The 20,397-nt window shown below is 72.5% G+C and carries 16 protein-coding genes and 1 pseudogene; 8 read left to right on the forward strand and 9 right to left on the reverse strand.

What is annotated here, in order from left to right:
* The first annotated feature begins 14 nt into the window (after window positions 1-14).
* Window positions 15-1,954: pseudogene (locus FREUN1FDRAFT_RS24925) on the forward strand (phospho-sugar mutase).
* 514 nt (window positions 1,955-2,468) lie between these two features.
* Here the strand turns inward: FREUN1FDRAFT_RS24925 and FREUN1FDRAFT_RS24930 are convergent.
* Together FREUN1FDRAFT_RS24930 and deoC are read right to left on the reverse strand one after the other, a co-directional pair.
* Window positions 2,469-3,023, reverse strand: a complete 555-nt coding sequence (locus FREUN1FDRAFT_RS24930) for a Uma2 family endonuclease (protein ID WP_006543021.1) — start codon at window positions 3,021-3,023, stop codon at window positions 2,469-2,471.
* A gap of 184 nt (window positions 3,024-3,207) precedes the next feature.
* Window positions 3,208-3,969, reverse strand: a complete 762-nt coding sequence (gene deoC, locus FREUN1FDRAFT_RS24935) for a deoxyribose-phosphate aldolase (protein ID WP_006543022.1) — start codon at window positions 3,967-3,969, stop codon at window positions 3,208-3,210.
* Between the two features lie 51 nt (window positions 3,970-4,020).
* On the opposite strand from deoC, the gene upp reads away from it, so the two are divergent.
* The 4 genes from upp to FREUN1FDRAFT_RS24955 all read left to right on the forward strand — a co-directional run bounded on the left by upp (window position 4,021) and on the right by FREUN1FDRAFT_RS24955 (window position 9,814).
* The gene (upp, locus tag FREUN1FDRAFT_RS24940; RefSeq protein ID WP_006543023.1) at window positions 4,021-4,644 is read left to right on the forward strand and encodes a uracil phosphoribosyltransferase; all 624 of its coding nucleotides are present in this window, start codon (window positions 4,021-4,023) and stop codon (window positions 4,642-4,644) included.
* A 348-nt stretch (window positions 4,645-4,992) separates the two neighbouring features.
* Window positions 4,993-6,198, forward strand: coding sequence for an LLM class flavin-dependent oxidoreductase (locus FREUN1FDRAFT_RS24945; protein ID WP_006543024.1), 1,206 nt, complete (start codon window positions 4,993-4,995; stop codon window positions 6,196-6,198).
* Window positions 6,195-8,105 (forward strand): ABC transporter ATP-binding protein, encoded by a 1,911-nt coding sequence (locus FREUN1FDRAFT_RS24950; RefSeq protein WP_006543025.1) that lies wholly within the window; start codon window positions 6,195-6,197, stop codon window positions 8,103-8,105. The genes FREUN1FDRAFT_RS24945 and FREUN1FDRAFT_RS24950 overlap by 4 nt, the downstream gene beginning before the upstream one ends.
* Window positions 8,102-9,814 (forward strand): ABC transporter ATP-binding protein, encoded by a 1,713-nt coding sequence (locus FREUN1FDRAFT_RS24955; protein WP_035953391.1) that lies wholly within the window; start codon window positions 8,102-8,104, stop codon window positions 9,812-9,814. The genes FREUN1FDRAFT_RS24950 and FREUN1FDRAFT_RS24955 overlap by 4 nt, the downstream gene beginning before the upstream one ends.
* Window positions 9,815-9,890: 76 nt before the next feature.
* Here FREUN1FDRAFT_RS24955 and FREUN1FDRAFT_RS46720 read toward each other — a convergent pair whose 3' ends face one another.
* The 4 genes from FREUN1FDRAFT_RS46720 to FREUN1FDRAFT_RS24975 all read right to left on the reverse strand — a co-directional run bounded on the left by FREUN1FDRAFT_RS46720 (window position 9,891) and on the right by FREUN1FDRAFT_RS24975 (window position 14,474).
* Window positions 9,891-10,436: a DUF5313 family protein gene (locus tag FREUN1FDRAFT_RS46720; RefSeq protein WP_006543027.1), complete on the reverse strand. Its 546-nt coding sequence runs from the start codon at window positions 10,434-10,436 to the stop codon at window positions 9,891-9,893.
* 197 nt (window positions 10,437-10,633) lie between these two features.
* Complete coding sequence (locus FREUN1FDRAFT_RS24965) at window positions 10,634-12,397, reverse strand: biotin carboxylase N-terminal domain-containing protein (RefSeq protein ID WP_006543028.1); 1,764 nt, start codon at window positions 12,395-12,397, stop codon at window positions 10,634-10,636.
* A 130-nt stretch (window positions 12,398-12,527) separates the two neighbouring features.
* Window positions 12,528-12,779, reverse strand: a complete 252-nt coding sequence (locus tag FREUN1FDRAFT_RS24970; protein ID WP_006543029.1) for an acyl-CoA carboxylase epsilon subunit — start codon at window positions 12,777-12,779, stop codon at window positions 12,528-12,530.
* A 99-nt stretch (window positions 12,780-12,878) separates the two neighbouring features.
* A complete protein-coding gene (locus tag FREUN1FDRAFT_RS24975; RefSeq protein WP_006543030.1) occupies window positions 12,879-14,474 on the reverse strand; it encodes an acyl-CoA carboxylase subunit beta in 1,596 nt (531 codons plus the stop codon).
* 182 nt (window positions 14,475-14,656) lie between these two features.
* On the opposite strand from FREUN1FDRAFT_RS24975, the gene FREUN1FDRAFT_RS24980 reads away from it, so the two are divergent.
* The 3 genes from FREUN1FDRAFT_RS24980 (at window position 14,657) to FREUN1FDRAFT_RS24985 (ending at window position 16,223) form a co-directional block, all read left to right on the forward strand.
* Window positions 14,657-15,334: a biotin--[acetyl-CoA-carboxylase] ligase gene (locus FREUN1FDRAFT_RS24980; RefSeq protein ID WP_232295391.1), complete on the forward strand. Its 678-nt coding sequence runs from the start codon at window positions 14,657-14,659 to the stop codon at window positions 15,332-15,334.
* Complete coding sequence (locus tag FREUN1FDRAFT_RS46725; protein WP_006543031.1) at window positions 15,252-15,572, forward strand: biotin protein ligase domain protein; 321 nt, start codon at window positions 15,252-15,254, stop codon at window positions 15,570-15,572. The genes FREUN1FDRAFT_RS24980 and FREUN1FDRAFT_RS46725 overlap by 83 nt, the downstream gene beginning before the upstream one ends.
* Window positions 15,573-15,713: 141 nt before the next feature.
* On the forward strand, window positions 15,714-16,223 hold the full coding sequence (locus FREUN1FDRAFT_RS24985; protein ID WP_006543032.1) for a PH domain-containing protein: 510 nt from the start codon (window positions 15,714-15,716) through the stop codon (window positions 16,221-16,223).
* 36 nt (window positions 16,224-16,259) lie between these two features.
* Here FREUN1FDRAFT_RS24985 and FREUN1FDRAFT_RS24990 read toward each other — a convergent pair whose 3' ends face one another.
* From FREUN1FDRAFT_RS24990 to FREUN1FDRAFT_RS25000, 3 genes are all read right to left on the reverse strand, one after another.
* Window positions 16,260-16,934, reverse strand: coding sequence for a hypothetical protein (locus tag FREUN1FDRAFT_RS24990; RefSeq protein ID WP_006543033.1), 675 nt, complete (start codon window positions 16,932-16,934; stop codon window positions 16,260-16,262).
* Between the two features lie 12 nt (window positions 16,935-16,946).
* On the reverse strand, window positions 16,947-18,635 hold the full coding sequence (locus tag FREUN1FDRAFT_RS40110) for a hypothetical protein (protein ID WP_006543034.1): 1,689 nt from the start codon (window positions 18,633-18,635) through the stop codon (window positions 16,947-16,949).
* A gap of 349 nt (window positions 18,636-18,984) precedes the next feature.
* Window positions 18,985-20,259, reverse strand: a complete 1,275-nt coding sequence (locus tag FREUN1FDRAFT_RS25000; protein ID WP_006543035.1) for a hypothetical protein — start codon at window positions 20,257-20,259, stop codon at window positions 18,985-18,987.
* Between the last annotated feature and the right edge of the window lie 138 nt (window positions 20,260-20,397).

The following is a 20,397-nucleotide window of genomic DNA, read 5'->3' on the forward strand; positions in this document are numbered from 1 at the left end:
ACGGACCACCCAGCCTGCCCGGCCTGCCCGGCGTGCCGGGCCTGCCCGGATCGCTGGCGGCGCAGGTCGCCTCCTGGCTGCGCGGCGACCCCGACCCGGACGACCGGGCGGAACTTGCCCGGCTGATCGCCGCGGGGGACGTCGAAACGGTTTCCGGCTGCTTCGCCGGCCCGCTGGCCTTCGGCACCGCCGGGCTGCGCGGGCCGCTGCGGCCCGGGCCCGCCGGTATGAACACCGCCGTGGTGCGCCGGACCACGGCCGGCCTCGCGCAGTGGCTGCGCGGCCGGGCCGGCGGGGTGGACCCGACGGTGGTCATCGGCTACGACGCGCGCCGGCGGAGCGACCGGTTCGCGCTCGACGCCGCGCGGGTGCTGGCCGGTGCCGGGGCGCGGGCGCTGCTGCTACCGGCACCCACGCCCACACCCGTGGTCGCCTTCGCGGTCCGCCACCTCGCCGCCGACGCCGGAATCGTCATCACGGCCAGCCACAATCCGGCCGCCGACAACGGCTACAAGGTGTATCTGGCCGGATTCGGCGGAGGAGCGCGCAGCGGGGGATCCGCCGACGGGGGACCTGCCGGCAGGGGAACCGGCGCCGGCGATCCCGGGCATGGTGCCCAGCTCGTCGCACCAGCCGACGCCGAGATCGAACGCGCGATCGCGGCTGTCGGCCCGGCGGTGGACATCCCTCTCGCCGACCACTGGCACAGCCTGGACGACTCGATCGTCGCCGCGTACGTCGAGGGTGCGGTGACCGCGGTCGGCGAGGTTGGCGCCGGTCCGGCTGGTGCTGCCGGTGCTGCCGGTGCTGCTGGTGCTGCTGGTGCTGCCCGCGGCGCTGGTTCTGCCCATGGCGCTGGTGCGGCCCGTAACGCTGGTGCGCCGGATGTGGTGGGCGGCCCGCCGCCGCTGTGCGTCGCCTACACGCCGCTGCACGGGGTGGGGCGGACGTGGTCGACGCGGTGTTCCGCCGGGCCGGTCTGGCTGCCCCCGTCGCCGTCGCCGACCAGCGGGAACCCGATCCGGCCTTCCCGACGGTGCCGTTCCCGAACCCGGAGGAGCCCGGGGCCCTGGACGCGGTCCTCGCACTCGGTGAGCGCCTCGGGGCCGATCTGGTGCTGGCGAACGACCCGGACGCCGATCGCTGCGCCGCCGCGGTCGGCCGCCGGATCCTCACCGGAGACGAGGTCGGCCTGCTGCTCGCCGAGCAGGTGCTGCGGGAGCGGCCCGGACCGGTCGCCACCACCATCGTCAGCTCGTCGGCGCTGCGGGAGCTGGCGCGCCGGTACGGAGTGCCCTGCGCGGAGACACTGACCGGCTTCAAGTGGATCATGCGGGCGGATCCGCGCCTGGTGTTCGGCTACGAGGAGGCCTTGGGCTACGCCGTCGCGCCCGACCTGGTCCGGGACAAGGACGGCATCACCGCCGCCCTCGCCCTGGCACACGCCGCGCTCCGCGCGAAGCGCGCCGGCCGGACGCTACTCGACGTACTGGACGACCTGTGCCGCGAGGTGGGCGTCTTCGCCACCGGTCAGGTCTCCGCCCGTTTCACCGACCTCGCCGCGATCGACGCGGCGATGGGCGCTCTGCGTGCGTCGCCGCCGTCGCACCTCGGCGGCCGGGCGGTCAGCGCGGTACGCGACCTGCTCGGCGGACCCACCGGGTCCGCTGGAGGTGCCGGGTCCGCTGGAGGTGCCGGGTCCGCCGGAGGTACTGGAGCTGCCGGCCCGGCCGGCGAAAGCCTGCCGGCCGCCGACGTCCTGATCCTTCACCTGGCCGGCGCCGCCCGCGTCGTCGCCCGCCCGAGCGGGACGGAACCCAAGCTCAAGCTCTATCTGCAGACCGTGGTGGGCCCGGCGGACGTCGCGGCCATGGGGCTGCCCGCCGCCCGGCGGCGGGCAGAGTCCGAACTCGCGGCGCTGCGCGACGACATCCAGGCACTGCTGCGGCTTTAGCGGCTTTAGCGCAACGGCAGCGCTTTAGGTGCGGCCAAAAGCCCCTCCCGCGCATCGGGGGCCCAGCCTGTCCGAAAAGCGGAGGGCTTTCGTCGTCCCAGAGCCCGTAGCAAGATCATGATCTCCGGGCTGCTGCTGCCGAGCAAGGCTTGAGGATTCTGGTCACCAGAGGCCAGAGATCGTGTAGCGAAATCCCGAGACACGGCGGATCCGGGACCACCGGTGTTGGGCTGGCGATCCGTGTCCACTCGCCGCACGGCCACCGGCTACCCGGGGCCACCCACCGGGGATCCCGCGCCATCGCGCAGCGCCAGCAATTCATATCAAGAGCGACAAAAAGGGTGCGGAGCCACCTTGCAATCCGCAAGAGTTGAGGATTTTGGTTGCGAGAACGACCACGATCCTCAACTCTTGCCCGGCAGCAGCCACAGCCCGAAGCTCGGGATACCCTCGGCGCTCAGGGCCCCGGCGCCGGTGCCAGCCCGGCACCCGTGTCAGCTGCGCGGAGACTGCGTCAGAGCCGGGTCAGGTCGATCCTGACCGGGAACGGTGCGACGGCGTCGACGACGCCCGTGAAGACCTCACCGGCGTGGTAGGTCCGACTCGCCGGGTCGAGGACGTGGGTGCAGACGACGGGGACTCCGGCGGGCGGCTGCTCGACCCGCCAGTAGTAGGAGATACCGGCCTTCGCGTACTGCTCGGCCTTGACGATCCGGTCGGTCGTCTCCGAGCCGGGCGAGACGACCTCGACGACGAGCAGGATGTGCTCGGGGCGGGCCGGCATGACGTCGATCGTGTCGGCGCGGTAGACGGTGACATCGGGGCGCCGGTTCGTCAGCGGCACGTCCTGAAGTCGGACGTCGAAGTCGAAGTCGGCGTTCCAGCCCGGCCCGGCCGCGGCTTCCAGGGCGACGGCGAGGATCTTGATCAGCCGGTTGTGGCGTTTGGACGCGCTGGGGCTCACGACGATCATCCCGTCCACGATCTCGATGCCCGCGCACTGCTCCGGGGACCAGGAGTCGTACTGGTCGGCGGTGATCTGCTGGTGCATCCAGGCAGGGGCGATCATCTCGGCGGTGATGGCGCACCTCCTCGCAATGGTGGCGGGCGTGAACCTCCGGACCAGCGTAACGCCCGAGCCGGCTGTCGCCGGCGGGGTTGCAGCCGGCCGGCCTGGCGTCCGGATCAGACCGGCCTGACGCCGGGATCACCGGGATCACCGGGATCACCGGCCAGCCGGTCAGCTGGTCAGCTCAGACCGGGATGTCGGCCAGAATGTCCTTGGTCGCCGAGAGCCCGAGGCGGGTGGCCCCGGCCTCGAGGAACGCCAGTGCCTGCGGCGCGGTGCGGATGCCCCCGGACGCCTTCACGCCCAGCCGGCCTCCGACCGCCGCCACCATCGCCCGGACTGCGCGCAGCGACGCCCCGCCGGCGGGGTGGAAACCGGTCGAGGTCTTCACGTACTCTGCCCCGCCGCTCTCGGCGGCGCGGCAGGCGGCCGCGATGCACTCGTCGGGCAGCAACGCGGTCTCCAGGATCACCTTGAGGATCACATGCGGCGGCACCGACAGCCGCACCTCGGTGATCTCGGTCTCGATGGCGCGCCAGTTCTCATCCATGGCGTTCGCGATGTCGATGACCATGTCGATCTCGGTGGCTCCGTCGGCGACCGCTCGGCGGGCCTCCTCGGCCTTGATCACCGTGAGGCCCGTTCCGTGTGGGAAGCCCACGACGGAGGCCACGGCGAACGAAGGCTCGTCGTCCTTGCCCGCCTGCCTTGCGCTCGCGGCGGCCAGGTACACGTGGGTCGGCGCGACGCAGACGGTGCCGACCCCGAGCTTCGCCGCATCCGTGCACAGGTTGACGATCTCCTCGCCGGTCGCCTCCGGGCGCAGCAGCGTGTGATCGATGATCTTCGCGAGGTCGGCGCGGCGAAGGGCGGCCGGAGGTGGCGTCGCGTCGTCGCCCGACGCGGGACGATCCGGAACGGTGGGGTCCGTCGGCATACCTGGCATCATCGCTCATCGAAAAACCGGAACCCAGAAGTCTCCCGGCAGGAGCCAACCGTGCAGGTACAGGTCGTCGACCACCCGCTGGCAGCCGCGGCACTCACCGTGATGCGCGACGAGCGGACGGCACGTCCCCAGTTCCGCGCCGCCCTGCACGACCTGGCGATGATGCTGGTCTACGAGGCCGCTCGCGGCCTGCCGACCATGCCGGTCTCGGTGACCACGCCGCTGACCACCACCACCGGTGTGGTGCTCGCCGCCGAGCCGGTGGTGGCCCCGGTGCTGCGGGCCGGTCTGGGCATGCTGCCGGCGGCGCTCACGGTCATGCCGGACGCCCGCACGGCTTTCATCGGGCTCGCCCGGGACGAGACGACGTTCGAGCCCAGGGTCTACCTGGAGTCGGTGCCGGCCGACCTGGCCGGGCGGCCGGTCTTCATGCTCGACCCGATGCTGGCGACGGGCGGATCGGCGCTGCACGCGCTGCGGCTGCTCACGGCCCGGGGCGCCACCGGCATCGTGGTGGTCTCGGCCGTCGCCGCGCCCGAAGGCGTCGCCGCGCTCGAACGGAGTGGTCTCGACGTCCGCATCGTCACGGCCGCGGTGGACGAGGAGCTGAACGACGTCGCGTACATCGTGCCCGGCCTCGGCGACGCCGGTGACCGCCTCTACGGCGCGGTCTGACCTCACGGCGCGGTCTGACCTCACGGCGCCGTCTGACTCCGCGGCGCCGTCTGGCCTCATCCGCAGGGGGCGTCGGTGACGAGCATGGCAGCTCGTGCTGTCGGGTCGGCCCGTGCTGTCGGGTCGGGTCGTGCGCGTTCGACGCGGCATGCACCCGGCGCCACCTGCTCGTATGTGTTAGTTCCGTAACTGCTTGTTTTTATGTTGACAAGCCCCTTTCGTTCGGACAGCGTGTCTCAAGTCCACTTAGTCGATCGACATAGAGGGTGAGGTTCGGGGGTTGCCCCGAGCGGCACTCCTTCGTCGCAGTGCAGTCAACCGGTCACCCGTGCGGAGAAAGGTGCCACCATGCCGGTCGAGTTCATCGGCCTGATCGCCACCCGTCCCGGCTCCGAGGCGAGCAGCCTCACCCCCGGACCGGTCGTGGACCGCGACTACACCCGGCGGTTCGCCGTCGCCCACGAGGACGCCGGCTTCGACCGCGTGCTCATCGGCTACAGCAGCGGCTCGGTCGACAACCTGCAGGTCGCCGCCTATGCTGCGGCGCACACCGAGCGGCTCGGCTACCTGGTCGCGCATCGGCCCGGGGTCGTGTTCCCCACCGTCGCCGCGCGGTACTTCGCGTCGCTCGACCACTTCTCCGCCGGCCGGGTGGCGATCCACGTCATCACCGGCGGCAGCGACGCCGAGCAGCGGCGCGACGGCGACTACCTGAGCAAGGACGAGCGCTACGCGCGCACCGACGAGTACCTGGAGATCGTCCGCCGGACCTGGACCGCGACCGAGCCCTTCTCCCACCACGGGCGTTACTACCAGCTTGAGGACCAGCTGGCCGGGGTGCTGCCGGTGCAGCAGCCGCATCTGCCGATCTACTTCGGCGGCTCGTCCGAGGCGGCCTACCGGGTCGGCGGCCGGCACGCGGACGTCTTCGCGCTGTGGGGGGAGCCGCTCGCCGAAACCGCCCAGCAGATCGCCGCTGTCAACGCCGCCGCCGCTGCCGCCGGCCGCGACACGCCGCCGCGCATAAGCGTGTCGTTCCGGCCGATCCTCGGCGCGACCGAGGAGCTGGCCTGGGAGCGGGCCCACCAGATCCTTGCCTCGACCAGGGCGAACGTCGGGAAGGCGGCCCGGTACTTCAAGGAGTTCCGCGGCTTCACCGGCAACCGCGACGCGCCCCAGAACGTCGGCTCGCAACGGCTGCTCGCCGCCGCGGCCAAGGGCGAGCTGCACGACCGGGCGCTGTGGACGCCGCTTGCCGCCGCGGTCGGCGGCGGCGGGAACTCCACGGCCCTGGTCGGCACGCCGGAGACGGTGGCCGCGGCCCTGCTCGACTACGTCGACATCGGCGTCACGACGCTGCTGATCCGCGGCTACGACCCGTTGGACGACGCGATCGACTACGGTCGTGACCTGCTGCCGCTGGTACGCGCGGAGGTGGCCCGGCGTGACCGCGGCGAGGCGGCCCAGCGGGACGACGTCGCACCGGTACCGGCCGCGCTGGCTGCCGCCGCCACATCCGCCGGAGGCGGGACGCCGGACACCACCGAGCTGTGACCATACGAGCTTGGGCCGCACGAGCCTTGGCCGCGCGGGCAGCGCGTGGCGGGCCGGGGCTGCCGCTGATCGTCGCGGCGGTGGGCCGCCACCGGAGGCTGCTGGCCGCCGGGATCGGTGCCGGCCTGGTCTGGACGGGCACGAAGCTCGCCGCGCCCCCGCTCGTGACGTGGACCATCGACGCCGGAGTGCTCGGTGGTGACACGAGCCGACTGTGGCTCGGGGTAATGCTGTTCGCCGGGCTGGCGGTGGTCGGCGCAGGCTTCGCCGGGCTGCGTCGCTACTACGGGCAGTGCCTGGCCTTCGTGGTGGAGGCCGACCTGCGCGACCGCCTGCTGGCCCGGGTGGTGAGGCTGCCGGCGGCCTTCCACGATCGGCATCCCGGCGGGGTCCTGGTCGCCCGGGCGACGACCGACCTGCAGCAGGCTCAGCAGCCCGTGATCAATATTGCGATCATGGTCTCGAACCTGGTGATGCTCGTCGGGGCCGCGGTCCTGCTGGCCTCGATCGATCCGGTGCTGGCGGCGATCGCCCTGGCGCCGGCGGTCGCGGTGTTCGCGGTCGCCGTCCGGTTCACCCGGCGGCTGGGGCCGCGCGCGCTGGACCTGCAGACCAGGCTTGGCCGGCTCGCCAGCACCGTGGAGGAATCGATCGCCGGCGTGCGCACCACGAAGGGCCTGGGCACCGAGAACGACGAGCGGCGCCGCATCCACGAGCGGGCCGGGGAGGTGCAGCGGGCGGCGCTGCGGCTGAACACGGTGCGCGCCACCTATCAGCCCCTGATCGAGCTGCTGCCCGCGTTCGGGCTGGTCGGCGTGCTGTGGATCGGTGGGCTGCGGGTCGCGCACGGGTCCCTGACGGTCGGCGAGCTGGTCCAGTTCAGCTACTTCGGGCTGGTGATCGTCGGCCCGCTGCGGATAGCCGGGATGACCGCGTCCCAGCTCAAGCGCGCGGTGGTCTCGGCCGGCCTGGTGGCCGCGGTCCTCGACGAGCGGCAGGAAGCGTCGCCGCGGCAGCCGGCGGCGACGGCGGCGGCGAGGTCGACGGCGACCGGACCGGCCGGGGGCGGCCTCACCCGCTCGACCGGGCGGGCGGCGGGTGGGCTGGAGGTCCGCTTCGAGGGCGTGACGTTCGGCTACGGCCCGGGACGTCCCGTCCTGCGGGATCTCGACCTTGTGGTGCGGGCCGGCGAGTGCGTCGCCGTGGTCGGGGCGACGGGCAGCGGCAAGACCACGCTCGGGGCCCTGGTGCCGCGGTTCTACGAGGTCGATGCCGGCCGGATCCTCGTCGGCGGGCGTGATGTCCGGCAGTGGCCCCTCGCCGAACTGCGTGCCCAGCTCGGCGTCGGCTTCGAGGACGCCTTCCTGTTCAGCGGGACGGTCCGCGACAACCTCCGCTTCGGCGCGCCCGAGGCCGACGACACGCGGCTGCGGGTCGCCGTCCGGCTCGCCGGGGCACAGGACGTGGTGGCGGGGCGTCCCGGCGGCTACGACGCGGCCGTCGGTGAACGCGGACTCGACCTGTCCGGTGGCCAGCGCCAACGGCTGTCACTGGCTCGCGCGCTGGTCGCGGACCCGCCGGTGCTTCTGCTGGACTCGCCGACCAGCGCGGTGGACCCGGCGAAGGAGGCCGAGATCGTCGCATCCCTGGCGGCGGTGATCCAGGGCCGCACGACGCTGATCGTCGCGCACCAGCCCGCGGTGATCGCTCTCGCCGACCGGGTCGTGCTGCTCGACGGCGGCCGGGTGGCGGACCTCGGTACCCACGACGACCTGCTTGCACGATCTCCGCGCTACCGCCAGGTGCTGGCCGCGCACCCTGGCGGCACGCATCCCGGCGGGGCGGGGGCGCACCCTGGCGGGGCGCACCCTGGCGACGCGGATCGCGCCGTCTCGGTGACGCCGTGACGTCCACCGCAGGCGGCGGTCTCGCGGTGCGGACCCTGGCGGTGCTGCGGCCGCGCTGGGCGGCGGTCGCGCTGGCCGCGCTGCTGCTCGTCGCGACCACGGCCACGTCGCTGGCGGGTCCGTGGATCCTGCGCTACGCCGTCGACAACGGGCTGGTCGGCGACCATCCCGACACCGGCGTGGTCACCCGCGCCGGCCTGCTCTACCTGGGCCTGGCGGTCGCCGGCCTGGCGCTGGCCCGAGTGCAGGTCAGGCTGGTCGGCTGGATCGGCGAATGGTTGGTACGCGAGCTGCGCAGCCGGGCCGCCGACCACGTGCTGGCGATGTCGGTGCGTTACTTCGACCGCACACCGGCCGGGGTGCTGGTGTCGCGCCTGACCGCCGACATCGACGCACTGCAGGACGTCGTCCAGCTCGGCATCGTGCCGTTCGCGCAGGCGGTGCTCACGCTCACGTTCCTGGCCGTCGTGCTGGTGGCCCTGTCCTGGCAGCTCGCGCTGGTCTGCCTGCTGCCCGCGGCCGCGTTGGTCGCGGCTACGGTGTGGTTCCGCCGTGCCTCCCGCGCGGCGTTCGCCGCGGTCCGCGACCGCGTCGCCGACACGGTGGCCGCGCTGACCGAGCGGCTCGCCGGGCTGCGGGTGGTGCGGGCGTTCCGCCAGGAGGCCGGCACGACCGAGCTGTTGCTGGCGCGCAGCCGGAGGCAGCTCGACGCCAACGTCACCGCTGTGCGCGTCCAGTCCTTCTACCTCGCCGCCATGGAGTTCGCCACCGTGGGCAGCATCGCCGCGGTGCTGGCCGCCGGCGGCGCGCTGGCCGCGCGGGACGCGGTGACCATCGGCACCCTCAGCGCGTTCGTGCTCTACCTGCTGCTCGCCTTTGAGCCGGTGCAGTCGCTGAGCTTCCTGGTCACCGTCCTTGAGTCGGCGGCCGCCGCGCTGCGAAAGATCTACGCACTGCTCGACGAGCCGGTGGACGTCCCGGAGGGCTCCCGGGAGCTGGTGCGCACCGGCCCGCTCGCCGCCGAAGGAGTCGGCTTCCGCTACGGCGACGGCAGGCCGGACGTCCTGCGGGGAGTGGACCTGACACTGCGGCCCGGGGAGCGGGTGGCGCTCGTCGGGCCGACCGGTGCCGGCAAGTCGACCCTCGCGAAGCTGATGGCCCGGCTGTTCGACCCCACGGCCGGCCGGGTCAGCTACGCCGGGGTGGACGTCCGGGAGGCGACCTGGCCGGCGCTGCGCTCGCGGGTCGTGATGGTCGCCCAGGACGGCCAGCTCACCGCCGGCACCCTCGCGCACAACCTGCGGGCGGTGCGGCCCCGTGCGACCGACGACGAGCTGGCCGCGGCGCTGGCGGCGGTCGGAGCCGGCAACTGGCTGGCCGGCCTTCCCGACGGTCTGGCCACGCCGGTGGGGGAGGGCGGCTCGCTGCTGTCCGCCGGTGAGCGGCAGCTGGTCGCGCTGGCCCGGGTCTGCCTGCTCGACGCGGACGTCGTCGTGCTCGACGAGGCGACCTCCGGCCTGGACCCGGGCACGGAGAGGCTGGTGGAGGCCGCTCTCGTCGCGGCGACGGCCGGCCGGGCCGTGCTCGTGGTGGCACACCGGACGTCAACGGTGCGCGGCGCGGACCGGGTCGTCGCCGTCAACGCCGGCGGCGTGACCGACCTCGGTGCCCCGTACGACACCACCCATGAGTACCTGGACCAGCACTGAGCCTTTTCCATCTCACACTTGTCGGGCGCTGTCGCGGCAGGTCGGAGCCGACGATGGAAAAGGCTCACTGAGCCTTTCACTCCGTGGGGGGAAAGACGGGTGGGAAACCGTGCTGCTCCAGTCTGCGGTTGCGGAAGTAGCCGCTGGTGGCGAGACCCAGCCCGACGCCGGAGAGCAGCAGGAACACGACGATGGTGATCCGGACGCTGAGCTGGCCGGGCAGCAGGGCGAACACCACCGCGAAGGGGAGCATGAGGACGAAGGGCCGCAGCGCCTGGCGCAGCCGCCACCCCGACCCGGTGAGGTCGTGCGAGACCCAGTCGTTGTACCGCGGCGGGAGCGTGCCGCCGAGCAGGTAGTGCATTCTGCCGCCGAGCGGTGGGCTTTCCCGCGGCCGCGTGCCGCCGCCCGCAGGAGTCTCCTGCCCGGTGGCCGCAGCCGCAGCCGAGCCGGCCGCCGGGTCGGAGGTCGCGTCGGCCGCCGCGTCGGAGGCGACTACCGGTGAGTCGGCCGCGGTTGAGGTCGCGGTTGAGGTCGAGTCAGCCTCGGCCGGAACCGCCTCGGCTGGAACCGCCTGGGCGGGGTCCGCGTCGGTATCGGGATGCTGGGCCTGACCGTCCATGGCTAGAGCCTACGGACGACAGGACCACCCCAGCGCGGCGTGCCGTCCACGAATCGGCGGGTGTCGCGTGCCGTTCGCCATCTCCTGCCGCCAGGCCTGCCCGTGTCCGCGGACCTCCGCGGCGCCCCTCGCAACGGCAGCGGCGGCGTTCCCGTCCATGGTGGAGGGAACGCCGCCGCAGGCGCCAGTCGGACGAATCAGTCCTTGATCTCGCAGAGAACGGCGCCGCTGGTCACGACAGCCCCGACCGCTGCCGTGAGCCCGCCGACGGTTCCCGCGCGGTGGGCGTTGATGGGCTGCTCCATCTTCATCGCCTCGAGCACGACGATCAGATCGCCGGCCTCGACGGTGTCACCGTCGCTGACGGCGACCTTGACGATGGTGCCCTGCATCGGGCTCGTCAGGGCATCGCCGGTGACCTTGGAGGCCGCCTTGCCGGCGGACCGGCGCTTCGGCGCGGCACCCGCCGCGGCCGCGCCACCGCCACCGCCCGCACCGAAACCGGCGGGCAGCACGACCTCGAGACGCTTGCCGCCGACCTCGACGACCACGGTCTCCCGAGGATCGGTGGCGGTGTCCGCATCGGTGCCACCGGTGAAGGGTGGGATGGTGTTGTCGAACTCGGTCTCGATCCAGCGGTTGTGCACCCGGAACGGCTCGTCGGCGGCCTCCGGGGCGAACGCCAGGTCACGGACCACCGCGCGGTGGAACGGCAGCGCGGTGGCCATGCCCTCGACGACCATCTCGTCGAGAGCGCGGCGGGCCCGCTCCAGGGCCTCCTGGCGGCTCGCGCCGGTGACGATGAGCTTGGCGAGCAGGGAGTCGAACGCCCCGCCGATCACGCTGCCGCTCTCGATGCCGGTGTCCAGCCGCACACCGGGGCCGGCCGGGGCGGTGAACGTGGTGACGGTGCCCGGGGCCGGGAGGAAGTTGCGGCCGGGGTCCTCGCCGTTGATGCGGAACTCGATCGAGTGCCCACGCGGGGTGGGGTCGAACGGGTCGAGCGCCTCGCCCTCGGCGATGCGGAACTGGGCGCGGACCAGGTCGACGCCGGAGGTCTCCTCGGTCACCGGGTGCTCGACCTGCAGGCGCGTGTTGACCTCCAGGAAGCTGATCATCCCGTCCTTGGCGACGAGGAACTCCACGGTGCCCGCGCCGACGTAGCCGGCCTCGCGCACGATCTTCTTGGACGCCTCGTAGAGCTCGGCGTTCTGAGCCTCGGTGAGGAACGGCGCGGGCGCCTCCTCGACGAGCTTCTGGTAGCGGCGCTGCAGCGAGCAGTCGCGGGTGCCGACGACGACGACGTTGCCGTGGGTGTCGGCGAGCACCTGCGTCTCGACGTGGCGCGGCTGGTCCAGGTAGCGCTCGACGAAGCATTCGCCGCGGCCGAAGGCGGCGACCGCCTCGCGCACGGCGCTCTCGAACAGCTCGGGCAGTTCCTCGGCGGTCCACGCGACCTTGAGGCCGCGGCCACCGCCGCCGAACGCCGCCTTGATGGCGACGGGCAGACCGTGCTCGTTCGCGAAGGCGACGACCTCGTCGACACCGGCCACCGGATCGGCGGTGCCCGGGGCGAGCGGGGCGCCGACGGCGAGCGCGATGTGCCGGGCGGCGGTCTTGTCACCGAGCCGGCGGATGGCCTCGGGCGGCGGGCCGATCCAGGTCAGACCCGCGGAGATCACGGCCTCGGCGAAATCCGCGTTCTCGGAGAGGAAACCGTAGCCGGGGTGCACCGCGTCGGCGCCGGAGCTGGCGCAGGCCTGCAGAATCTTGTCGATTCTCAGGTACGAGTCACCGGGGGTCGACCCACCCAGCGCGTAGGCCTCGTCGGCGACCCGAACATGCATGGCATCAATGTCGGGCTCCGCATACACGGCGACGCTGGAATAACCCGCGTCGCGGCAGGCCCGCGCCACCCGGACGGCAATTTCGCCCCGGTTGGCGATGAGGATCTTACGCACATTCCTCCCGTCTCGTCCGGCCTGAGTCTAGGCGAGTCGGGCCGTACCGTGTTCCTTCTTTGCCGGCAGCGGTGAAACAAATTAGCCCACCGCCGGCCCCCACGCCTGCTGTTCTCGCATAACCGATTTGTCAACCACCCGCCGGGAAGCGCTGGCCGGCCGTGCGGGCCGACCGGCTCCATGCTCCCGGGCCGGCGGTCAGCCTGCCACGCATGGCCAGCGCCGGATCGGCCCAGGTGGATCTGGCCCGGACCACCGGCGGGCCCGACCCGCCTCGCGCGGCCAGCACGGCCACGAGCGCCGCGATCTCCTCCGGCGAGGCGTCGCCGCGGACCAGCCGCAGGTGCGCCCGGCCCGCAGGCTCTTCGGGTCTGTCTGCCACCGGCCGCCCTCCTCGGTACTTCGTCCCTGGTCCGCTTCGGTCCCGCGCTGTCTGCCTCGCTGCTGCGCCTGCTCCCGGCCCCCGCGGACCGGACGGCCGCTACAGCGGGATGTTGCCGTGCTTCTTCGGCGGCAGCGTCGCGCGCTTGGTGCGCAGCAGGCGCAGTGCCCGGATGACCTCGCGCCGCGTCACCGAGGGCTGGATGACCGCGTCGAGGTAGCCGCGCTCCGCCGCGATGTACGGCGTGGCGAAGTGCTCGTTGTAGTCATCGATCAGTTCGGCCCGGCGCTCGTCGGGCGCCTCCGAGCCCGCGAGCTCGCGGCGGTAGATGATGTTCACGGCGCCGCGGGCGCCCATGACCGCGATCTCCGCGGTCGGCCAGGCGAGGTTGATGTCGGCGCGCAGGTGCTTGGAACCCATGACGTCGTACGCGCCGCCGTAGGCCTTCCGGGTGATGACGGTGACCTTGGGAACCGTCGCCTCGGCATAGGCGTAGATGAGCTTGGCGCCGCGCCGGATAATGCCGTTCCATTCCTGCGAGGTACCCGGAAGGAATCCGGGGACGTCCACGAACGTCAGTACCGGGATGTTGAACGCGTCGCAGGTACGCACGAAGCGTGCGGCCTTCTCGCTGGCGTCGATGTCCAGGGTGCCGGCGAACTGCATCGGCTGGTTGGCGACGACACCGACCGAGCGGCCGTCGATCCGACCGAAGCCGACAATCATGTTCGGTGCGAACTGGGCGTGGACCTCGAGGAAGTCCTCCTCGTCCAGAATCCGCTCGATCACGTGGTGCATGTCGTACGGGGTGTTCGGCGAGTCCGGAATGAAGGTGTCGAGCTCGGTGTCCACCTCCGCCTCGACATCGGTCACCTCGGCGTAGGCGGGCACCTCGTCCATGTTGTTCGAGGGCAGGTAGGACAGCAGTGCCCGGGCCAGCTCCAGGCAGTCGTTCTCGTCGGCGGCCTGGAAATGGGCGACGCCGCTGCGCGAGTTGTGCGTGTGCGCTCCGCCCAGCTCCTCCATGCCGACGTCCTCACCGGTGACCTCTTTGATCACGTCGGGGCCGGTGATGAACATGTGGCTGGTCTGGTCGACCATCAGGGTGAAGTCGGTGATCGCGGGCGAGTACACCGCGCCCCCGGCGCACGGCCCCATGATCAGCGAAAGCTGCGGGACGACACCCGAGGCCATCACGTTGCGGTAGAAGATCTCGCCGTACAGGCCGAGCGAGACGACGCCCTCCTGGATGCGCGCGCCGCCGGAGTCGTTGATCCCGACGACCGGCACCCCGGTCCGCAGCGCGAGGTCCATGATCTTGACGATCTTCTCGCCGAAGACCTCGCCCAGGCTCCCGCCGAAGACGGTGAAGTCCTGGCTGAACACGCAGACCTGACGGCCGTCCACCGTCCCGTAGCCGGTCACGACGCCGTCGCCGTACGGGCGGTTGCGGTCCAGCCCGAAGTCGTGCGAACGGTGCCGGGCGAAGGCATCCGTCTCGACGAAGGAGCCCGGGTCGAGGAACGCCTCGATCCGCTCCCGCGCCGTCATCTTGCCCTTGGCGTGCTGCGCGTCCACCGAGCGCTGCGAACCGGCATGGACAGCCTCTTCGGTCACGGCCTGCAATCGAGCAAGCCGACCGGCGGTGCTGTGCGGTTCGGGCGTGGGTTCGTGCGCGGAAGCCGGGAGAGCCATAGAGCGAAGCGTACGGCGGGCGGTGGCCCACGCGCTCGATTGATGTGGAGACCGTCTCACTTGGCCTCTGGGAAGGTAGTCCCGTGCCCGCTGTGCCGATCGATTCAGATGGACGACCAACACCCCCGTTTGATCCCGCCTCCGGGGCCTGCGCCGCAGGTCGCGGGCCTGATGATGGGCTCGTGACCGCTTCCGCGCCCGGGCGCCGGCCGGAGCTTGCGGGGCTGCGCCGCCCGCTGGGCGCCGAGGCGCTCGCGCCGCCGCTCGCGCGGCTCGGCGTCGTCCTGGCCGTGGTCGACGAGATCGACTCGACGAACGCGGAACTCGTCCGCCTCGCCCGCGGGGTCCGGGGCTCGACGGGGCTGCCGGTGCCGACGGACCGAGGGGCCGCGGTGATGCCGCCAGGCGGCGTCCCGGCCAGCGACCCGGTCGGTGAGCTGGCCCGTGATCCGGTCAGTGATCCGGTGGTCGTCCTCGTCGCCGAGCGGCAGAGCGCCGGGCGGGGGCGCATGGACCGGTCGTGGCAGTCCGCGGTCGGCGCGGGGCTCATGGTGTCCGTGCTCGTCCGGCCGGCCGTCGCCACCCGCTGGCTGGGGTGGCTGCCACTGGTCGTCGGCACGTCACTGGTGCGGACCCTGCGCTCGTACGCGCGGCTGCCGGCGGTGCTCAAATGGCCGAACGACCTGCAGGTGGACGGCGAGAAGCTCGGCGGGATCCTGGTGGAGCTCGCGCCCGGCCCGGGGTCCCCCGGCGGCCGTCATCGGCTTCGGGCTGAACGTGACCGCGCTGGCCGACGAGCTGCCGGAGCGCTCGACCAGCCTGCTGCTGCGGGACGTCGAGCCGGCCCTGCTGGGCCGTGAGCAGCTCCTCATCGCGCTCCTCACCGACCTGGTCGGCGCGATCTCCCGGTGGGAGCAGGCGCCCGACGGGGCCCGCGGTGAGTACCGGGAGGTCTGCACGACCCTGGGCCGCCTCGTGCGGGTCGAGCTTCCCGACGGGACGTCCGTCCGGGGTACGGCCACCGACGTGGACGAGTTCGGCCGCCTCGTGGTCGACGGCCGCCCGTTCAGCGCCGCCGACGTGATCCATCTGCGTTGACCGGGCGCCGCGCGAAGTCGACCGGGCGCCGCGCGAAGTCGACCGGGGACCGCGCGAAGTCGACGGGGCGCTGCGCGAAGTTGCCTGGGTGCTGAGCGAGCACTGCTGGGACTGGCCTGTCCGGGATGCGAAGATCTGGCGGTGGCGTTTCCGGACGACGTTCTGACCGACGACGAAGAGGTGGTTCTCCACCTGCATCCGCACTGGGGCAGCCTGGTTGTGCCCGTGCTCTCCGTCGTCACCGCGCTCGCGCTGATGACCCTCGGGGTCTTCTTCGTGCCTGACAACTTCGCGAGGGAGGCGCTCCAGTACCTCGTCCTGGCACTGGGGCTGGCCGCCATCGGGTACTTCGGCGTGGCGCCCTGGCTGCGCTGGATCACGACGCACTTCGTGTTCACCACCGAGCGGCTGATCATCCGTGAGGGCGTCGTGAACCACACCGGCCGCGACATCCCGCTCGTCTGGCTCAGCAACGTCTCCTGGGACCAGTCGTTGCCCGACCGGCTGGTGGGCTCCGGAACGCTGTCGATCGAGAGCGCCGGCCAGCGTGGGCCGATCATCCTCACCCACGTCCCGCGGGTCGAGGGGGTGTACGCCACGTTGCGTGAGCTCGCCGACGCGGCCGATGTCCGCCGGCGTTCCGGCGGCTGAGGTTCCGGCGGCTGACGGAGCCGCCGGGGAAGGACGTCAGAGCGGGTCGAACGTGCGCCACCAGGTGATCAGGCCGGTCGGGTCGTCGGTCGCGGCGATGAAGCCGACCCGTTCGCGGTCGATCGTCCAGTAGGCGGTGAAGCGGCCCGCCGCGGCCTCACAGACGAACGTTCCCGACCGCCGGGACGGCAGCAGGTAGGCCTCGCTGCTCGTCTGGCCCGCCTCACAGGAACCGACATCCACGGTCGCGGTGGACCGGCGGGCGGCGTCGGCGGCCATCGCGGGGGCGTCGGCGTAGCCGAGCACGATCACCTCCGCGGGTGGTCGGCCGCCCCCGGCGACGCCGGGAGCGCAGCGCAGCGCCGCCACGACGCCGGTTGCCGCGCTGCTGGTCGGGCTGCGGGCAGCCGACGAGCTGGTCGCCTCCGCCGTGGCCGACACGCAGCCGGTGAGCTCGAAGGAGGACAGCCTGGCGGCGAGTTCGCGTTCGGCCTCGCTCAGCGCCGCGCCGTCGTCAGCTCCCGGGCTCCCGGTTGCCGCCGGTGACGCTGCCGGGCTCGGTGCGACACCTGACGGCGTGGGCTGCTCGGTCGCGGGGCCGGACGACCCGCTGTCGAAGGCGGCCAGCGCGATCAGCACACCCGCGCAGGCCAGGGCCGCGACGGCCAGGACTCCTGGGACCAGCATGCGGATCGACGTCACTCGGGCCACAGCTGCCTCCCGTCAGCGGCGGATGGGATCGAATCTGTGCCACCACGTGACCAGGCGTGCGGGGTCCAGATCCGAGGCGGAGAAGGCGACCAGTGAACGGTCGACGCTCCAGAACGTGACGAAGCGGTCGGCGTATTTGTAACAGAGGCGAGCCCCGCCGCCCGGTTCCTGCGGAGAAGTCCATTCCTCGATGCTTTCCTGACCTTCGTCGCAGTTGCCGGCGTCGGTGTAGTAGGTCGCGCGCGCACCGATCTGGCGGTCGAGGGCGGACGGGTCCGGGAAGTGGTACGCGAGGACTTCGACGCCGTCCGCGCCGATGCACTGCAGCGTGGCGTCGGCGTAGGGGCTTTCGCTGCGCTCCGGGGCCGCGCAACTGGTCATCGTGACCGGGTTGAGCAGCGAGCGCAGGGCCTCCTCGGGGCTTGCGGCCGTGGACGCCGGGTTCTGCTGGGTGCCGGCACCGGCGGAGCTGTTCGGGGCCGGCGCGGCCAGATCGTTCGCAGGTGCGGTGGCCGCGGGGGTCGTCTCGGCGCTGTCGTCGGACCGCGTGGTCACGACGATGCCGATCGTGGCCACGATCACGACGACCGCGGCCAGCGCGCCGATCACGGCCAGGGTGCGGCCCCGGCGCGTCGGCGGCTCGGGCGCGTCGCCCGCGCCCAGACCCGGCCCGGGTAGTTGCGAGGATCGACCGGGCACGTCGCCGGCGGGGCCACCGCGACTCCAGCCACCATCGCCCCAGTTCCCACCGCCCCAGCCGCGACCGTCCGACCCGGTCGGGCCGTCAAGGCCGCTCAGACCACCGAGAGGGCCACCAGGCGTGGTGATTCTGGGTGGGATCGGCGGGTTCAGGCCGCCACCCGTGGGTGCGGGCGCGGCCGGGTACCTCGATGGCGTCGGCCAGGCCGGCCCGCCGGTGACCTGGTCGGGGGCTTCCTGCGACGGACGTCGCACGGTGAACGACTCGCCGGGCGGCGGGGGCAGTGGATGCGGCCCGGTCAGTGGCGGCGGCATCGTGCCGCCGTGCCGCTGCGGTTGGGGTCCCTGCGGCGACTGGAGCGGCTGAGCTGGCTGGAGCGGCTGGGCTGGCTGGGGTGGTTGCGCGGGGCCGCTTCGCCAGGCCTGCCACGGCGGGGTGCCGAGGGTGCCGTCGGCCCGTCCCGGCGGACCGGTCACGGTGAACTGATCCGTGTCGTCCGGCGGGCTGACCGGCTGCGGAGGCTGGGCGGGCCTGTGGGCCGCCGGGGCCGCCGGGGCCGGTCCCGGCGGGGCCAACCGGTAGGTGGCGTCCTCGTCGGGCAGCACAGCCGCCACCTCCGGCCCGGGCGTGTCGAAACGCGGCGCGGGCGGGAGAGGGAGCGGTAGCGGGCTGATCGGTGGGGGAGCGGGCGTCGGGGCCGCCGGCTGCGCGTACAGCCCCGGGAGGCCGCCTCGCGCGGCGGGCCCACCCGGGTGCGTTCCGGGGAGCAGGAAGCCACCGGCACCCAGGTCGGAAGGCCGCAGGACCTGGGTGCTGCCCCCCTCGTCCGCGTCGTCATCCGTTGCGTCGTCGTCCGGCGTCGGGACCGGCTCATGGCCAGCCGGCTGCTCGCTGTCTGACCACTGGCCGTCCGAGCGCGGGCCACCCGGCTGCGGCGGGCCGTACGGGGCAGGTGGCTCGAAGGCGGGCGACGCGCCATCGCCGGGGCTCTGGCTGGGCACGATTCCTCCTGGGAGGGGATCTGGCCGGAAGTGGTGAAGCCGGGACGGACAGTGACGCCGGGTGTGCCGGCGACGTCGGATGTGGGACGAACGGCGCTTCCCGCCCGGGCTAACCGGGATACGGGATATCTGCCGACGACGGTGTGCGTAGTCAGCCTAGGCGCACATGCTCCACCGACTGTCAGGTATCGGCGTGAATCGTGAGCTGTTGATGCGACGGCGGGTGCGGAAACCGGTCGCGACAGTGTGGGCGGAGGGCGTCCGATGTTGTGCTCGGACGTCCCCCACCCACGGTTCCGCGCCGATTCCCGCCGGCGGAGACGGGGCTGGAACGGTGTGGAACCGTCGACTAGATGGGGTCGAACGTGCGCCACCACTCGTGCAGCGCGCTCGGGTTGCTGGTGGTCAACGCCATGAACGAAACCAGATCGTCGTCGTAGCTCCAGAAGATGAGGAAGTTGTTCTGGTGGTAAAAGCAGATCACGGTTCCCTGGGTCGGGCCGTCACCGACGTTCCAGCTGAAGATGTCGGGATCGCCGCTCGCGCACTCGCCCTGGTCGGTGACCAGTGACTTACGGGCGTCGATGTCGGTGTTGAGGTTCGTCTTGCTTGCATAGTGATACGCGGCCACCGGCAGGCCGTTGTCCGCGGCGGTACAGGTCACCGAGGCGTCGATGTCCTCGTCCTCGCCCTCGGGATTCGGCTCGCAGTCGGTCATCGCGCTCGGGTCCAGCTGGGCGACCAGTGCTGACTGCCCGCTGGTGAAGGACCCGGAACTCGCCGATTCCGTCGGGGTGGGGGCGGCGGACGTCCTGGACGCCGTCGGTGACGGCGACGAGCTCGGTGTGGCGCTCGTCGTCACGGAAGGAGACAGTGACGTCGCCACCACGGGCCCGGACGGATCGTCGTTACCGGAGTCCTTCGTGGCGATCAGGGCGACCGGGATGGCGATGGCGAGCGCGACGGCCGCCGCGACCGCGACGATGATGATGTTGCGGCGATTGTTCTGGCTGGGCCCGCCGGGACTTCCCTGGCTGCCGGGGTAGCCGCCCGGGGGATAGTTGTCGTAGCCGGGCTGCTGGTAGCCCTCGGTCTGGTAGCCACCGCCCTGCTGGTAGCCGCCCTGCTGGTCGCCGTATCCCGGGTAGCCCGCCTGGCCGTACCCGCCCTGCTGGTAGCCGCCCTGCTGGTAGCCGCCCTGGTCGTAGCCGGGCTGCTGATAGCCGTCAGTCTGGTAGCCGCCGCCCTGCTGGTAGCCGCCGGTCTGCGGGTAGCCCTGCTGGTTCTGATCGCCGTACCCGCCCTGCTGGTACCCGCCTGTCTGCGGGTAGCCACCGCCCTGCTGGTACCCGCCGGTCTGCGGGTAGGCGGCGGTCGGCGGGTACGGCTGCTGGCCGTAGCCCGCGCCGGCCGGTGGCTGCTGCCCGCCGGCCGCCCCGCCACCCGGCTGCTGGTAGCCGCCGCGACCGGACGGATAGGAGCCGGGAGGTGTCGAACCGCCGCCGGCAATCTGGGTCACGGCGTCGTCGTCGAATCCGGGACCACCACTGAAGCCGGGACCACCGCTGTCGGCGCGCCGGGTTTCGGCGTCCGGATCGTGCTGACCCGGGTTCGGTGGCTGCATGACGTCCCTCCTGATGTGCCTGTACCGCGATGTGCCTGTAGCGCGCCGCCCACGGTCGGTGTGACCGGTCCGGTGGTGGTGCGATGGAACCTGGACGACCCTCGCGTGCCGGCGCCGCGTGCATGGGTGGCAGGTTCC

It is taken from the genome of Parafrankia sp. EUN1f, assembly GCF_000177675.1.
In the GTDB taxonomy this organism is placed as follows: domain Bacteria; phylum Actinomycetota; class Actinomycetes; order Frankiales; family Frankiaceae; genus Parafrankia.

Excerpts from the sequence above, each read along its gene's own strand:
- FREUN1FDRAFT_RS24930 (WP_006543021.1), bottom strand. The coding sequence starts at position 3,023 with ATGATCGCCCCTGCCTGGATGCACCAGCAGATCACCGCCGACCAGTAC.
- deoC (WP_006543022.1), bottom strand. The coding sequence starts at position 3,969 with ATGCCAGGTATGCCGACGGACCCCACCGTTCCGGATCGTCCCGCGTCG.
- FREUN1FDRAFT_RS24945 (WP_006543024.1), top strand. The coding sequence starts at position 4,993 with ATGCCGGTCGAGTTCATCGGCCTGATCGCCACCCGTCCCGGCTCCGAG.
- FREUN1FDRAFT_RS46720 (WP_006543027.1), bottom strand. The coding sequence starts at position 10,436 with ATGGACGGTCAGGCCCAGCATCCCGATACCGACGCGGACCCCGCCCAG.
- FREUN1FDRAFT_RS24975 (WP_006543030.1), bottom strand. The coding sequence starts at position 14,474 with ATGGCTCTCCCGGCTTCCGCGCACGAACCCACGCCCGAACCGCACAGC.
- FREUN1FDRAFT_RS25000 (WP_006543035.1), bottom strand. The coding sequence starts at position 20,259 with ATGCAGCCACCGAACCCGGGTCAGCACGATCCGGACGCCGAAACCCGG.